This window comes from Vibrio cionasavignyae (assembly GCF_050337155.1).
GTDB lineage: Bacteria > Pseudomonadota > Gammaproteobacteria > Enterobacterales > Vibrionaceae > Vibrio > Vibrio nomapromontoriensis.
In genome coordinates this window covers 48,121-63,783 of sequence record NZ_JAKJSR010000021.1, presented here as the reverse complement: position 1 = coordinate 63,783, position 15,663 = coordinate 48,121, and the positions used below count along the sequence as shown (strand labels likewise).

The 15,663-nt window shown below is 44.5% G+C and carries 12 protein-coding genes; 6 read left to right on the top strand and 6 right to left on the bottom strand.

Annotation, left to right across the window (positions count from 1 at the left end):
* The first annotated feature begins 94 nt into the window (after positions 1-94).
* Positions 95-1,666 carry a BCCT family transporter gene (locus L4D74_RS16990; protein WP_428753485.1) on the top strand — a complete coding sequence of 524 codons (1,572 nt, stop codon included), beginning with the start codon at positions 95-97 and terminating at the stop codon, positions 1,664-1,666.
* 501 nt (positions 1,667-2,167) lie between these two features.
* Positions 2,168-4,051, top strand: a complete 1,884-nt coding sequence (locus L4D74_RS16985; protein WP_428753484.1) for a methyl-accepting chemotaxis protein — start codon at positions 2,168-2,170, stop codon at positions 4,049-4,051.
* Positions 4,052-4,176: 125 nt separating this feature from the next.
* On the opposite strand, the gene L4D74_RS16980 is transcribed toward L4D74_RS16985, so the two are convergent.
* The 6 genes from L4D74_RS16980 to L4D74_RS16955 all read right to left on the bottom strand — a co-directional run bounded on the left by L4D74_RS16980 (position 4,177) and on the right by L4D74_RS16955 (position 12,160).
* Complete coding sequence (locus L4D74_RS16980; RefSeq protein ID WP_428753592.1) at positions 4,177-4,893, bottom strand: 3'-5' exonuclease; 717 nt, start codon at positions 4,891-4,893, stop codon at positions 4,177-4,179.
* A gap of 29 nt (positions 4,894-4,922) precedes the next feature.
* A complete protein-coding gene (locus L4D74_RS16975) occupies positions 4,923-6,812 on the bottom strand; it encodes a DUF294 nucleotidyltransferase-like domain-containing protein (RefSeq protein WP_428753482.1) in 1,890 nt (629 codons plus the stop codon).
* 204 nt (positions 6,813-7,016) lie between these two features.
* On the bottom strand, positions 7,017-8,207 hold the full coding sequence (locus L4D74_RS16970; protein WP_428753481.1) for an amino acid aminotransferase: 1,191 nt from the start codon (positions 8,205-8,207) through the stop codon (positions 7,017-7,019).
* A gap of 247 nt (positions 8,208-8,454) precedes the next feature.
* Positions 8,455-8,754 (bottom strand): hypothetical protein, encoded by a 300-nt coding sequence (locus L4D74_RS16965; protein ID WP_428753590.1) that lies wholly within the window; start codon positions 8,752-8,754, stop codon positions 8,455-8,457.
* A 241-nt stretch (positions 8,755-8,995) separates the two neighbouring features.
* On the bottom strand, positions 8,996-10,396 hold the full coding sequence (gene asnS / locus L4D74_RS16960; RefSeq protein WP_428753588.1) for an asparagine--tRNA ligase: 1,401 nt from the start codon (positions 10,394-10,396) through the stop codon (positions 8,996-8,998).
* Between the two features lie 144 nt (positions 10,397-10,540).
* Positions 10,541-12,160, bottom strand: coding sequence for a methyl-accepting chemotaxis protein (locus tag L4D74_RS16955; protein WP_428753479.1), 1,620 nt, complete (start codon positions 12,158-12,160; stop codon positions 10,541-10,543).
* Positions 12,161-12,482: 322 nt separating this feature from the next.
* Here L4D74_RS16955 and L4D74_RS16950 point away from each other — a divergent pair, with 322 nt between their 5' ends.
* From L4D74_RS16950 to queD, 4 genes are read left to right on the top strand one after another with little or no spacing between them, the layout of a single operon-like run.
* Complete coding sequence (locus L4D74_RS16950; protein ID WP_428753477.1) at positions 12,483-13,064, top strand: hypothetical protein; 582 nt, start codon at positions 12,483-12,485, stop codon at positions 13,062-13,064.
* Positions 13,061-14,065: a glycosyltransferase family 2 protein gene (locus L4D74_RS16945; RefSeq protein ID WP_428753475.1), complete on the top strand. Its 1,005-nt coding sequence runs from the start codon at positions 13,061-13,063 to the stop codon at positions 14,063-14,065. The genes L4D74_RS16950 and L4D74_RS16945 overlap by 4 nt, the downstream gene beginning before the upstream one ends.
* A 4-nt stretch (positions 14,066-14,069) precedes the next feature.
* Positions 14,070-15,203: a hypothetical protein gene (locus L4D74_RS16940; protein WP_428753474.1), complete on the top strand. Its 1,134-nt coding sequence runs from the start codon at positions 14,070-14,072 to the stop codon at positions 15,201-15,203.
* Between the two features lie 59 nt (positions 15,204-15,262).
* On the top strand, positions 15,263-15,625 hold the full coding sequence (gene queD, locus L4D74_RS16935) for a 6-carboxytetrahydropterin synthase QueD (protein ID WP_250618141.1): 363 nt from the start codon (positions 15,263-15,265) through the stop codon (positions 15,623-15,625).
* Positions 15,626-15,663: the final 38 nt, after the last annotated feature.

Here is a 15,663-nt window from a genome sequence, read left to right as displayed (position 1 = left end):
TTGAGTGATAGCCCAGTCTGTGTGATGCGGATTTTTGGTATTACTTAGTACACAAAATATTTTGATGGATAGCAGTTCGTCAGGGTGAGGAACGATGACAAAAGGTATTGATAAGTACAGTATTGACAGTACTGACTATACAATTGGGCAAGATAATGTCCAAAAATGGGGATTTGACGTGCACAACCCGGTATTTGGCTGGAGTGCAGGTTTTATTGCGCTGTTACTAGTGCTGGCTGTGGTTGTCGATGCCGAGACAGCGAAAAATGCGTTGGATGGAATTAAATGGCAGATCATAAATAAGTTCGACTGGCTATTTATGTGGGCGGGCAATATTTTTGTCATCTTCTGTTTGGGTCTGATTGTTTCTCCATTTGGTAAAATACGCTTAGGCGGCAAAGATGCTACGGCAGATTATTCATTTATGTCTTGGCTGGCGATGCTATTTGCCGCTGGTATGGGCATTGGTCTTATGTTTTGGAGTGTCGCGGAGCCAGTGGCTTACTTTACTGGCTTCTATGAAACGCCGTTAGGCGTGGCTGCCAACACAGAACAGGCTCGCGAGCTGGCGATGGGCGCCACTATGTTCCACTGGGGTTTACACCCATGGGCAATCTACGGTGTTGTCGCCTTATCTCTTGCGTTCTTTACGTATAATAAAGGCTTGCCTCTTTCAATGCGCTCGGTTTTCTATCCTATTTTGGGCGATAGAGCGTGGGGATGGGCAGGACATATCATTGATATCCTAGCCGTTCTTGCGACCTTATTTGGATTAGCGACCTCTCTTGGTTTAGGTGCACAGCAAGCAGCAAGCGGTATCCATCATGTCTTTGGTGTGGAATCGGGTATGACGTTGCAAGTGATCGTTATCGCAGTCGTGACTTTGCTTGCCGTTGTTTCGGTATTACGTGGTATTGATGGTGGTGTTAAGGTCATCAGTAATATCAACATGATCGTTGCTTTTATTCTTTTGGCTTTAGTCGCTTTAATTGGATACGCAGTAACGTTCGCATCGATTCCTGATACCCTGTTTGCGTATTTGAAGAATATCGTGCCATTGAGTAATCCTCATGGTCGAGATGATGAAGCATGGATGCACGGTTGGACAGTATTCTATTGGGCTTGGTGGATTTCGTGGTCCCCATTCGTTGGTATGTTTATTGCTCGCGTTTCTAAAGGACGTACAGTAAGGCAGTTCATTACAGCTGTACTTATTGTCCCGACATCCGTGACGATTATTTGGATGTCTGTATTTGGCGGCCTTGCCATTGACCAAGTGGTTAATCAAGTGGGTACGCTGGGTGCAAATGGATTGCGTGATGTGCCGCTCGCCATGTTTGAAATGTTTGATTCGCTACCAATGGGCACGCTACTGTCTGTCATTGCCGTGATCCTTGTTCTGGTGTTCTTTATCACTTCCTCGGATTCCGGTTCTTTGGTGATCGATAGCATTACTGCTGGTGGTAAAATTGATGCACCTGTTATTCAACGCGTATTTTGGGCCTTTATGGAAGGTGCTATTGCGGTCGCGTTATTGTGGATTGGTGGCAGTGAAGCCATTCAAGCATTGCAAGCGGGTGCTATTTCATCAGCGTTGCCATTTACCTTTATATTACTGGCAATGTGTGTGAGTCTACTTATGGGTATGAAAACAGAACGCACATAGTGAACAGCATCTATGTATGTTGATGTGTATAAATTCTAAATAACGTAAAAAGAGCAGCTAAGGCTGCTCTTTTTTTGATCTAATCGATGTTCTTCTACGTTAAGTTTTCCTATTTATTCTTATAAACTGATATTTAATTTGTCATGTTCCGCTTCTGAAATCTTATATTACACGACCCCTATGCTCTTACTTGGTCAGCCTGTTCACTATATCGAGGTGATAAACAGCTACCGATAAATAGCATCATAAAATCATATGCTTAATGTGAAGTTTTAGCATGGGTGTTAAAAGTGGGATAACGAGAGAATGCTTGGCTAACTGAGGTAAAAAATGTGACTCGATTGGTTGCGATTCACATCGGCATAATTTTGGCGGAAATGAAAAGCCAGACAAAATATTGACGGTCGATTTTGCATCGGAATTTGGATATTATCTGCCCGCAGTACTTTTCATGACTAACATGATTAATTAACTATTAAGTTACTAAAAGAATAATAACCTATGAAATTATCTCTAAAGCAAAAATTAATTACAGCAATGTTGTCTGCTGTACTATTGATGGCAGTGGTATTAACCATCTTGTCTGCGCAACAACTTTCAACACAGACGCATGATGCAATCTCGAGTCGTGCGAATAACGTATCGCTTGCGGCAGTAGAAGGAATAGAAAATTGGATCGGAGTGAGAAAGGACATTGCGACCGCTTTTAATCCATTCTCCGAAGTAGAAGATAAAGTTCCCTACCTAAAACAAGCACGTGTCGCCGGGGGCTTTGACGACATATTCTTGGGTACTCCTGAAGGGGGGATGTATCGTTCTCATCCAGAGCGTAACCGAGCTGATTATGACCCTAGAACTCGTCCGTGGTATCAAGATGCAGCGTCGGCGAATGAACAGATCATTACCGAGGCATACCAAGATGCCATTACTAATGCTTTGCTTGTAACTATAGCGGAGCCAGTGAAGAAAAATGGTCGCTTAGTTGGTATCGTTGGTGCTGATGTACTGATTGACCAATTAGTGCAAGACGTGATTAGTTTGAATGTTGGCCATAATGCCAGCGCGATGTTGATAGACTTATCAAACAATACATTCTTGGCCCACCAAAAAACCTCATTGTTGCTGAAATCAACAACGGAACTCAGCCCAACATTGACGAGCTCTGCTATCAATGCGTTAGCTTCTCGTGGAGAGATGGCAGAAGTGACCATCCAGGGCATAGAGAAAATGCTGTACTTTACAAAGGTTCCAGAAACTAATTGGGTACTGGCGGTAGAGTTAGATAAGCAAACGGAGCTAGCAAAACTGAACAGTGCGCTGACGCAGTTAATACTCACGTCAGTCGTCATCGTTATTTTTGTTGCCGCGATAGCCTCTTGGATGGTGAGTTTTCTTATTAATGATTTAGCGCGAGTCTCTAAAGCACTAGCGGAGATTGCATCTGGTGAAGGGGACTTAACTAGCCGTTTAGAACCAAGAAGTAACGATGAAGTGGGTCAGTTAGCTCGTAACTTCAACACGTTTGTTAGTTACATGCACGAAACGATTATGAAGCTTACCGATGTATCGGTCGCCTTGTCAGAACAAGCGAAAGATACCGCGAGCCACGCGCGCGTCCGAAGCCAGCGTATTCAAACGCAGCAAGATGAAATCAATATGGTCGCCACGGCAATCAATGAGATGGCAGCGGCGACTCAAGAAATTGCTAATAACGCTGATATGACCGCTAATAACTCTTCTGAGGCCGTAGAGGCGAGTAACCATGGAGCGGGTCAAGTATCTGCGACACAAAACTCAATTCAAAATCTGGCTCAAGAAGTGGATGTTGCTACCACGGTGATTCGTGAGCTCGAAGTCCATGGTAGTAGCATCAACACCATTTTATCTACGATTCAAGGCATTGCCGAGCAGACGAATTTGTTGGCTCTGAATGCCGCAATTGAAGCCGCACGAGCGGGCGAGCAAGGTCGAGGGTTCGCTGTGGTTGCTGATGAAGTGCGTGTATTGAGTCAACGTACTCATGCATCGACTCAAGAGATTCAGCAGACCATCGAGACACTTCAAGCCACAACAGGCAAAGCGGTTGGTATTATGAATGATAGCCGTGGCTTAGCTGAAACCAGTGTAGACGATGCCAACAGTGCAGCGGTAAGCTTGACTCAAATCTTGTCGGCGGTAGGGCAAATCAGTGATATGGCAACGCAAATCGCGACAGCGGCAGAAGAGCAAGCGTCGGTGACCTCTGAAATTACTCGTAATACTCAGGGTATCCGCGATGTTTCCGATGAATTAGCCGAAGAAGCGCATGAAGCTGCTCAACAAGCGGTAGAGCTGTCAGAGCTGTCGCAGAAGCTAGGTCGTGAGATTGGTCGATTCAAGATTTAGTTAGGTAACACTCAGATCTAAAAACTAAAAGAAGGCTCATCAGAGCCTTCTTTTTTGTGTGTACCATCTGATATCAGAGGGTAGGTTAGATTGCGGGATAGTCGGGATAGTCAGGTTTGCTGCGTCTATATCCAGATATCGTTAAGCACGGTATTTTCATCGTAGTGATAGGCAAGCTGTGCTTGGAGCAGTTCTGCAGTCGCCACCGCATCGGTTAATGCATGATGGGGCGGGTAGTCAGGCAATCCGTAACGACGGCGAGTTTGCCCTAAACGGACCGAGTCGGCTTGCTTACCTTTCAACATATTGATTACACCAGCTGTGGCGCGTTTTTGGTAGACAGACTCAATTTGCATTGTGTCGATGACCGGAAATTCGATGCCTTCACCTATCATGCCCTTTAATGCATCATCAAAGAAACCACGTTCAATTGGGTTGTAATGCACCACGATGATATGTCCTGCCAGCGAATCCAACACATCGCCAAGGATATCTTTGAATTTTGGTGCGTCTAAGATGTCATTATGAGTAATACCATGGATGACCACAGACTCTTCTTCTAAGATGGCCTTAGGCCTTACCGTCCAGTGCTTAGCGGCATTGAGTCGTATCCTTGAGGTGGTGAAAGGCACAAGGCCAATTGAGAGGATGCCATCTTTCTCTGGGTTTAACCCTGTCGTTTCAAAATCTAGAGCAACAAATGATACGTCTTTGAGCAGTGTATCGCTGTTGGGCAACCCTTTAGCGTAAAACGCCTGCAGACGCTCATCCTGAGCGCGACCCGCTAGCGTTTTAAACTTGCTTTGCCACTGTATACTAGGCGCACTAAATAGCTTTTTTATCATAATCCACACTCACCACTTAGACGGCTCTATTTAAAATTGTTGTTAGCTTGATAGCGAAATTTTAGGAAATTCTGGCCATTACTCAAGACTTGGAACGCATCTTTAAGGTTGCGACGTTCAAAGTCGGACAAGTTTTCTGGCTCAATGTTGTTGTCTGGCGCGATGCCCATCTGAACATCCATAGCTTGGTGGCTGATACGAACCATTGAGATGAATTCCATGGCATCTTTCAAGTCACGAGCGCGTCCTTTTGGCAATATGCCGGCGTCGTGGATGTCGTCTAAGCGCTCGAATGAGTTGGTAGAACGAGAACCAACCGCTAGGGCATGGACACGAATTAAATCAGCCAGTGGCGCTGTACCGCGACGTTTTAGGTTGATGGAGTTGTTGTGTTGCCCATCTTTTTCCATCACAAAATCTTTGAAAAAGCCTAATGGAGGAGTACGATTAAGCGCATTTCGCGCTAAGCAGGCCAAAAAGCGGTTATTTCTTCTTGCTCTTCTGACGATGAAGCTATTGAGTTGCTCTGCCCATTTGAGCTTGCCGTAAACCCCATCCAAATCGAAAAAGATAGACGCATTGAGTAATGCTTTTGGGTTTGGATCATCAATCCAATCTGAGAAGCACGCTTCCCATTCTTTTCTCGTCATGCGCCATTCCGGATTCGTCGCCATGATGTCACCACTGCAGTAGGTATAACCACAATCGGCAAGCGCATCACAAATAAAGGTCGAGAAGGCTTTAAAGTAAGCGCCGTGTTTCTTTTCGTCGTAGCTGTCGTCAAGAATGATGGCATTGTCTTGGTCGGTGACCATGAGTTGTTCATCGCGTCCCATGGAGCCAAGTGCTAGGAAGCAATAAGGAATAGGGGCATGACCTAACTCTTCTTCAGCAAGCTCAATGATGCGCTGTTTGAAACTGCGGCCAATTACTGACATTGCCGTGCCGACCATGTGTGCGTTGGCGTCTTCATTGACTAAGCGAACGAAACTATCGCGAACTTGATCAGACAGCTGCTTAAGCTCTTCAACCGACTGCTGCTGGAAAATACTACTTACTAATAGGAGTGAGTTTTGAGACTCGTAGCGAACGATATCGGATGTTTCGATAACACCAAGAGGAATTTTGTTTTTTACAACAGGTAAATGATGGACGTTATAGCGCAGCATGATAAGCATGGCTTCGTACACATAGGCGTTGTGATCGAGTGAAATAAGGTCGGTAGACATCACGGAAGCCACTTCATCTTGTGGACTTAGGTTTTGAGCTAACACTCGCGTACAAAGGTCTCTATCGGTAATGATACCAACGATGGGTGAGGAATCATCTTCATCGTTTTCGGTGATATCAGGATTGAGAATGAGCAGGGATGACACTTGTTCGTCGGCCATTTGCTTCGCCGCTTCTTGAATGGTTCTATGCCGATCGATTGTGGCAGGTTCACCAGTGAGTAGCGTTCGGACTTTTGATGTGGTGAGGTCGTTAGTGTTGCTATTGTTGGAGACAGTTTGTCTTAGCCTGACTCTGTCTTCAACTTCAACAAAGTCGGCAAATGAATCAAATTTGTCATAGAGCTCTTGAAATACCTCAGCGGATAAGCAGTAGACGAGCGTATCTTCGACCGCTTTGGCTGGGAATCGGACTTTATTATTTGTCAGCAGACCCATTTGCCCAAAGAGATCGCCTTCGTCCAATCGGTTGTACAGCTCGCCCTTACGACGGTAAACCTCTACAACGCCACTTCTAACCATATAGAGGTCATTGATCTCATCACCAAAATGTATGATGGGCGTATCTTGGCGATAGTAGGCTATCTCAATATGTTGAGACGCATACAAAATGGTCTCTTCTGGTAGTTCATCAAAAGGAGGGTAGCTGGCGAGAAAGTGTTGGATCTCTATGAGTTCTGCGTCCATGTGCGGCCTTAAGTACTATTTAAATGTAATTACGTACTATCTAAATGTAATCGTGATGGGTTAATAGTACACGCAGAAACACAAAAGGTCAGCCGAAGCTGACCTTTATTTTTATCAAGCACAAACGCTAACACGTTGATTAATAAGCTAGTGAATACGCTAAATGACAGGCGAATTCACGCTTAATTGTGCATCGCAGTACGGTTATAAAACTGCCGCTATGCCTTTACACAATGGTGTCATGTTAGATTTCGTCATACCAGCAACGCTGATACGGCCAGAGCCAACAATGTAAATTGCAAACTCGTCTTTTAGGCGGTTTACTTGCTCTTTAGACAGCCCAGAGAAAGAGAACATGCCATTTTGACGCTCAATGAAGCTAAAGTCCGCATCTACGCCTTCTGCTTTTAGCGTTTCAACAAACAGGCCACGCATTTCTTGAATGCGATCACGCATTTCCGCTACTTCGTTTTCCCATTCAGCACGAAGTGCTTCATCGTTAAGAATGTATGTAACAACCGCAGCGCCGTGAGCGGGTGGGTTAGAATAGATTGAGCGAATGATGCCTTTTACTTGTGAGAAGGCTGTCGTTGCGATTTCTTCAGACGCGGCAACAAGAGTGAAGGCGCCTACACGCTCATTGTACAGACCGAAGTTCTTTGAAAATGAACTCGCGACGAGAATTTCTTTATTGTATTTAGCAAAGGTGCGTAGGCCTTGAGCATCGTCTTCAACGCCTTTTGCAAAGCCTTGGTATGCAAAGTCGAATAATGGGATCAGACCTTTGTCCGCTACCAGTTTTGCTAATTGCTCCCACTCGGCAGGAGTAGGGTCGATGCCAGTTGGGTTGTGGCAGCAGCCATGTAGCAAAACAATATCGCCCACAGCGGCTTGCTCTAAATCAGCCACCATGCCTGCGAAGTCTTTGTCTTTTGTTTCTGAGTTGTAGTAGCTGTATTGGGCTGTTTCGATGCCAGCGGCAGCAAATACGCCATTATGGTTCGCCCATGTTGGATTACTTATCCAAATTTTAGCGCTGCTAAGTTGGCGTTTAATAAACTCCCCAGCTACGCGAAGTGCGCCAGTGCCACCCGGAGCTTGTGCGGTTTTTGCCAATTTTTCGCTAACTATCGCTGAATCAGCACCGAATAGCAGTTTTTGTACAGCTAAACCATACTCAGCTGTGCCTTCAATCGTCAGGTAAGATTTTGTTTTTTCATTTTCTAGCAATGCTGCTTCAGCTTTTTTTACTGTAGCAAGAACAGGGGTTTGGCCTTGCTCATTTTTGTAGATACCAACGCCGAGGTTAATTTTTTCTGCACGAGTGTCTTTTTTAAACTCTTCAGTGAGGCCAAGTATAGGGTCAGCGGGTGCAGCTACAACTTTTTCAAACATAATCTTCATCCATGTTAATTGAAGGGGCAAATGTGAACATATTTTGTGACGATAACAGCCTATTTATACCTCTGTAGGCCATACGTGACAACCAGATTAAAGAAGAAAACAAAAAATTAGTTTGATTTGGAGCAGAAAATGGCGCTAATTCGTTCTTTTTGTAATTTTGAAGCGGAAACGTTTGCTAATCTCGTGAGTAAGAATGGAGTCCCAAACACCAATTTGGCATTTGGGAACAATGAGGTTGTTATTTTTTTAGATTGATTTCTGATTCGTGCGCTTGAGTTTCAATGTCTGGATGTTGAGTAAGTTTTGATTCAACCCAATCATTCAAATGTTGAAGTACAGCCGAAATCGCGTGAGCTTTTGATGGGGTTGCGCTTTCTTCAACGTTAAGCTTAGCTCTGGCGTGAAGTCCCATTTCATCTTCTGCCACGTGAAGCCAGTCTGGGTGCCAGTAATAAGGTTGGCCATTGGAAGCTTCCCATTTATGAACACCGTTGGACTCACCTCGATATTGAATATCAGATTCAGTAAATTTGCTCATCATTAACACCTTTTATCCTATCAGCCGTATCGCTGATTTGAATTACTGTATTGTTATTTTAAATATAGTGCTGGCGAAGAAAGAAACCAAGCCGAATGATGGATTGAAAATGAAACGTAAGGGTGCAGAAATGTAAGGTGAAATAGCAGTATATAAGGGAAGAGGGCGGCAAGAGCTTTGAGTGAGCGGGCGTAAAAAAGGCCACCCTAAGAGTGACCTAATTATTATACCTAAACGCTGCTTAGAAGTTAGCAGAGCGTGGCGTACGTGGGAATGGAATTACGTCACGAACGTTGCCCATACCTGTTACGTAAGACACTAGACGCTCAAAGCCAAGTCCGAAACCTGCGTGAGGCACTGTGCCGTATTTACGTAGATCGCGGTACCAGCTCATGTGCTCAGGGTCGATGCCCATAGCAATCATGCGCTCATCTAGAATATCTAGACGCTCTTCACGTTGTGCACCACCGATGATTTCACCAATACCTGGTGCAAGTACATCCATTGCCGCAACCGTTTTGCCGTCGTCGTTTAAGCGCATGTAGAAAGCTTTGATGTCTTTCGGGTAGTTTTTAACGATAACTGGCGCTTTGAAGTGCTCTTCAGCTAGGTAACGCTCATGTTCAGAAGACATGTCGATGCCCCACTCAACGTCGAACTCAAATTTCTTACCAGAATCTAGTAGGATTTGGATTGCGTCAGTGTAGTCAACTTGTGCGAAATCTGCGTCAACAAATTGCTCTAGACGAGTGATGGCTTGCTTGTCGATGCGAGAAGCGAAGAACTCAAGGTCATCGCGACGCTCTTCAAGAACAGCAGCAAACACGTATTTAAGCATGTCTTCAGCCAGTTTTGCAGCATCATCAAGGTCTGCGAAAGCAATTTCAGGTTCAACCATCCAGAATTCCGCTAGGTGGCGGCTGGTATTTGAGTTTTCAGCACGGAAAGTAGGACCGAACGTGTAAACTTTGCTTAGTGCACAAGCGTAAGCTTCAGCATTAAGTTGGCCAGATACGGTTAGGAACGTCTCTTTACCGAAGAAATCTTCGTTGAAGTCCACTTTGCCCGCTTCAGTGCGAGGTAGGTTTTCCATGTCTAGCGTAGACACGCGGAACATTTCACCTGCGCCTTCTGCATCAGACGCAGTGATAAGCGGAGCCGAAGTCCAGAAGAAACCTTGCTCGTGGTAGAAACGGTGAATCGCTTGAGATAGACAGTTACGTACACGTGCGACTGCGCCGATGACGTTAGTGCGTGGGCGAAGGTGCGCTACTTCACGAAGGTACTCAATAGAGTGGCGAGTCTTAGCCATTGGGTATGTGTCTGCATCTTCAACCCAGCCAACGACTTTAACGTCAGTGGCTGCAAGTTCGAAGTCTTGACCTTTTGCTGGAGATTCAACAATCTTGCCCGTTACTTCAACAGAACAGCCAGTCGTTAACTTAAGCACTTCTTCGTCGTAATTATTAAGATTATTAGGGACCACGGCCTGAATCGGGTCGAAACAAGAGCCGTCGTAAATGGCAAGGAAAGAGATTCCAGCTTTGGAATCACGACGTGAACGGATCCAGCCGCGAACAGTTACTTCACTGTCTACTGCTAGCTTGCCGCCAAGTACGTCTGTTACAGGCGCGTAAGTCATGTTATTCATCTTCTCCATGGAGGTAAAAAACCACTCAATGTTCATTGTTTAAAATATGAACGTTATATTGAGTGGAGTATAAATTTCTTTTCAAACAGATATATTACCTGTCAATTTTCTTGGTTCAACCTTTATTGTGGTTAATCAGCCTTTATTGTGGCTATTCAATACAAATTGATTAAGTAATGTCTCTAATTGATGGGAAAGCTGTTGCAAATCCATGCTGATTTGATGAGTTTGTGTCGCGGCTCCAGAGGTTTCGTTGGCGTGTTCTGTTATAACCACGGTCTTTTGTCCAACGCTTGCGCTAGTTTGTCGGTTAGCTTGAATCTGAGTTTGAACGTGATTCGCAATGTCGGTTGTTGACTCTATTTGTTCGACAACTCGCTGCATTTTGCTGGCTAAGGCTTGAACTTCATCAGCACGCTGATGGGCAGTTTGTGAGACTTTATTCACGGCTTGTACCGAAAAGCTACTGCCTTGTTGGAATTTGGCAATAATGGCTTCTATATCACTGGTGGCCTCGGTTGTTCTGCTCGCAAGTGAGCGGACCTCATCGGCAACAACGGCAAACCCGCGACCTTGTTCCCCAGCTCTCGCGGCTTCAATGGCTGCGTTTAAGGCGAGCAGGTTAGTTTGGTCTGCAATGCCTTTAATCGTAGAGAGAATAGCTGACACTTGTTCGGTTTGCTCGTTCAGTTCGGAGATGTGTGTTGATACTTGGCCAATATCTTGGACTAAAGATTCGATATCAGCGCTGGCGCTTTGTGCTTCTGAGCTACTGGCTTTGGTGAGTTGGCAAGTTTGCTGCATGAGTTCGGAGGCTCGTTCGGTTGCTTCGCTCACCGTGCTTTGCTGTTGCTCTAATAGTTGCATGTTGCTCTCAACGGCCGCGGTTTCATCAAGTTGTCTTTTGGCGGTTTCCTCGTTGTTTTGGGCTATATCAGTCAGCTTGTCGGCATTGGCGCTAACGGTCTTTGCCGTTGACTGGACCTTATTCAAACTTTCAGACACGGTATCTAAGAACGCGTTGATATCGTTAGTGAGATCGCCAACCTCATCATTTTGGTGTTGAGATAGACGGATCGAGAGATCTTTACTGCCGCTCACTCTGTTCATAAATCGGGATGTGGTTTGAACGGGTGCAACGATGAAGCGGCGAGCAATAAAAATAGTACATAGGTAACCAATAAAGGCAATTGCGGCCATGATAGCAACGGCAATAGCCGTACGCTTATTAATTAAACCGTTCACTTGATTTAAGTTGTATTCAATTCGAATCGCACCAAGTACCTCCCCTTCTTCTGTCATATGGCAGGTTATACAGTTAGTACCTCGATAATCCGCACTGGCTTTCATTGGCAGGGCGACAACTAATCCATTCCCCCATTCTGCTTTGAAGGGTTCTAATACGGTTTCACCAAGTAATGCACGTTTATCTATATCATCGATAGGGACTTGGTTGGCTAGCCCTGCGCCGTAGAGTTTGCTTACTGCGTCGCCACGTAGTACACGCACGGTTTCTATATTCTCTTGTGCGAGCGCTTTATTTCTAAGTGTTTCCTTTTGAGCCATGGTACCGGTGAGCATCATCATGTTCAGGCTATCAAAGTAGTTACCCGCTTTGTCATGGAGTTGTTCACCGAGTACGGAATAAATGAGCTCGCGTTGCTGGTTATATTGATAGGTTGTTGAGGTAATCACAACAGTGCCAAATACCAATATAAGCGCGATAAGTAGTTTATTAGTTATTGTAAGTCGCATAATTGTTTTTGTTAAAAGGTTGGGCTGACGGAGTGAATGGTAAGTTAATTTCAATGGGTGGGGAAGGTTATAGATGCATAAAACCTCGTAAAGCTCATGGTTTTTGTTGCAACTTGTATCATTTCTGAGAATTGAAGCAATCTATTATTGAAAGTTCGTTAGTTATTGAATACTCGACTAAAAGGAATAATTCACCTCTTTGATGGGTTAATTGGTGGTATTTGGCATTCATGGAATCTTAATCTGCTTCTGACCGTGCATTGACAGGGGGTGGCTGGCACAAGAGTAAAACGAGGGTATATGTAACTAAATGTATTTGCTCATGCCTTCTTTATCTTTTGAACTACAAACTGTGGATGTTAAGAAATCGTTGATCCAACGTTTTTTTCGGCCACTGACGCTCTTAATGCTTGTCACTTTATCGTCCTTTTATCTGTGGACGCTGTATCTTGCCGCCCACCCTAACGTCACCGTCGCTTATCAAGTCTATTATATCGATAAAAAAACGCATTACTGGGCCAAAGCAAATACAGAATTGCTTTGGCCTAGTTCTGGAGTCGTGACTGCCAGTGACAACTCTCCGTACTTTAGTCGGGCTGGCTGGGCTAAGACCGCGAGTGAGGGGGCGAGGGTTTTGGTTCATTCTGGAGGCTTGTTTTTCAATTTTTCTCAGGTTCCTAAAGGGCCAGTACGAGTGCAGCTTTCCTTATCTAAATCCATTACTGAGCCGGTTTATTTGTCGTTGGGAAATGGCAACAAAGTAAAATTAATGCCAATGGGTTTTGAAATGTTAGAAGCGCTTATCCCGGCTGGTGCCATTAGCCCTAAGCTTCAGCATTGGGAAATTGAAACACCAGCGAGCTTAACTATTAAACAGATTGCGATACAGGAGTTAACCTCATGAAGTGCAACAACGATTTCATCTTATCAATATTGGTTCCTGTGTATAACGAAGAAGCGTCTATTACCCCATTTATACAAGCTCTTGACGAGGTGCTGGATCCAATAAAAGCCAACCTTGACGTCGTTTTTGTCAACGATGGTAGCAGTGATAATACCAAGCAGGTTATTGAGTCGGTAATGGCCTCAGATCCCCAAGTAAGCTTAGTGAATCTAGCTCGTAACTTCGGCAAAGAAGCGGCGATGACAGCGGGACTTGACTATGTTAAAGGCGATGCTTGCGTCATTATGGATGTTGACTTGCAAGACCCACCAGAGCTGATTCTGGAGTTTGTTGAGTTATGGCAAACCAAGCAGTGGGATACCATTTATGGCGTTAGAGTTGATCGCTCCAAAGATACATGGTTTAAGCGACTAACTGCGGGCGGCTTTTATCGATTTTTCAATTGGGTAACTTCGGATACTAAAATACCTGAAAATGCAGGGGACTTCCGATTAATCGATCGCGTCGTGATAGATGCACTTCGTCAACTACCAGAGCGTAACCGTTTTATGAAAGGGCTGATGGCGTGGTCGGCCTTTCGCTCGACAGGAGTGACATTTCAACGCCCGGAGCGGCATGCAGGTGAAACTAAATTCAACTATTGGAAACTGTGGAATTTTGCTGTCGATGGGATATTTAGCTTTACCGCATGGCCTTTAAGAATTTGGGGGTTTGTTGGTTGCGCGATTTCTTGTCTTGCTTTTTTATTTATGTTGAAGATTGTCATTGGTGCGACATTTTTTGATGTCAAAACGCCAGGCTATGCGTCCACTATTAGTGTCGTTCTTTTTCTAGGTGGCATTCAACTCATCTCATTGGGAATTATTGGTGGTTATATTAGCCGTATGTACAGGGAGTTAAAGCAGCGGCCTATATACCTTGTAGAAGGGGTTTACGGTCGATATGGAAAGCAGGAAAAATCACAAGAAATCTTAAACCACCCAGCTAGAAAGGCGAGTTAATCCGATGCAATATGAACAACCTTCTCTCACTATTTCTAAGCAACAATGGTTGACGATACTTCTTGCCGTTATTGTCAGCCGCACCGTGTTCTATAGTTTGGGGTTAATTGGCGCTCACGCATATAACCCAGAATCAATGACAAATATGGATGTTTGGCAGCAAATTTGTCGTTTCGATTGCCTGTGGTTCCAAAGAATCGCCGATGATGGGTATGCACTCATCCCAAGTTATATGAAGGGTGGTAATGCCGCGAACTGGGCCTTCATGCCAGTATCCCCTTATTTAGGTAAATGGATGTCGTTGCTCGTTGGTGATACGAATCTTGCCTTGATAGTGATGTCTAACCTCACATTTGTCGCCAGTATTGCTGTGTTTATTATGGCGCTTAAGCAACAGTCATTTAGTAAGGACATTCAAGACACAGCTATTTGGTTGATGTGTTTCTCGCCTTATACCGTATATGCTCTTGCGGGTTACTCTGAGCCGCTGTATATCGCACTTATCTGTGGTGTTTTTATTGCGTGCTATCGGAAAAATTGGTGGCTTGTTGGGCTGCTTGGGTTGGTGGCGGCAGTGACTCGTAATTTAGGTGTTATGTTGGTTTTCTCGGTTCTGATTTTTGGTGTGCAGGCGTATGGCGTATCCAGTTTTATACGGTTAAAAAACAATGCTCTGTCTGTCATTGCTGCGATTTGGTTAATCCCATTGGGGTTCTTTACCTATATGGTTTTTCTTCATTTCCATATGGGAGATGCCTTAGCGTTTGGTCATATTCAAGTTGCTTGGGGAAGGGTGTTTAGTCATCCGGTTGAGTGGCTTATTTATGGTGTGGAAACTGGCGGCGCTAAACTTTACTTGGTTGTTGTGTCTCTTATTGGGCTAGCACTTAATGCATATCTGTTCTTTAAGAAGCGCTATGCGGAAGCGACGTTTATGCTCATTAATTTGCTTATTCCTCTCTCATCGGGTGTGAACGCAATGCCAAGGTACTTGTTTGGTCTTTATCCGACCTACTTAGCGATATTTATGTTGCTCGAGCGGTTTCCGACGGTAAGGATGCCAGCACTATTGGTGAGTTCAGCCGTCTCTACCTTTATTACTATTGGCTTTTTCTCAAAGGTATTCTTTACGGTATAACTTGAGATACCGCTCGGTTTTCAGTAGGATTGCGTGTCATTTTTTACCAGAGATACCCTATGAAAACTGAGTTGTATAAAGAGTTCATGTTTGAAGCTGCTCACCATCTTCCACATGTGCCGGAAGGGCATAAGTGTGGACGTTTGCATGGGCACTCTTTTTTGGTGCGTCTCTATGTTGAAGGTGAAGTTGATCCACATACAGGTTGGGTGATTGATTTTTCTGAAATAAAAGCGGCATTCAAGCCAATCTATAACCGCCTTGATCACTACTATTTGAACGATATTGAAGGGTTAGAGAACCCAACAAGTGAAGTGCTAGCAAAGTGGATTTGGCAACAACTTAAGCCAAGCTTGCCATTACTAAGTAAAGTAGAAATTAAAGAAACATGTACTGCTGGCTGTATTTATATAGGCGAGTAACTATATAGGCGAGTAACACTTAGAAATAGTGGTGTTAA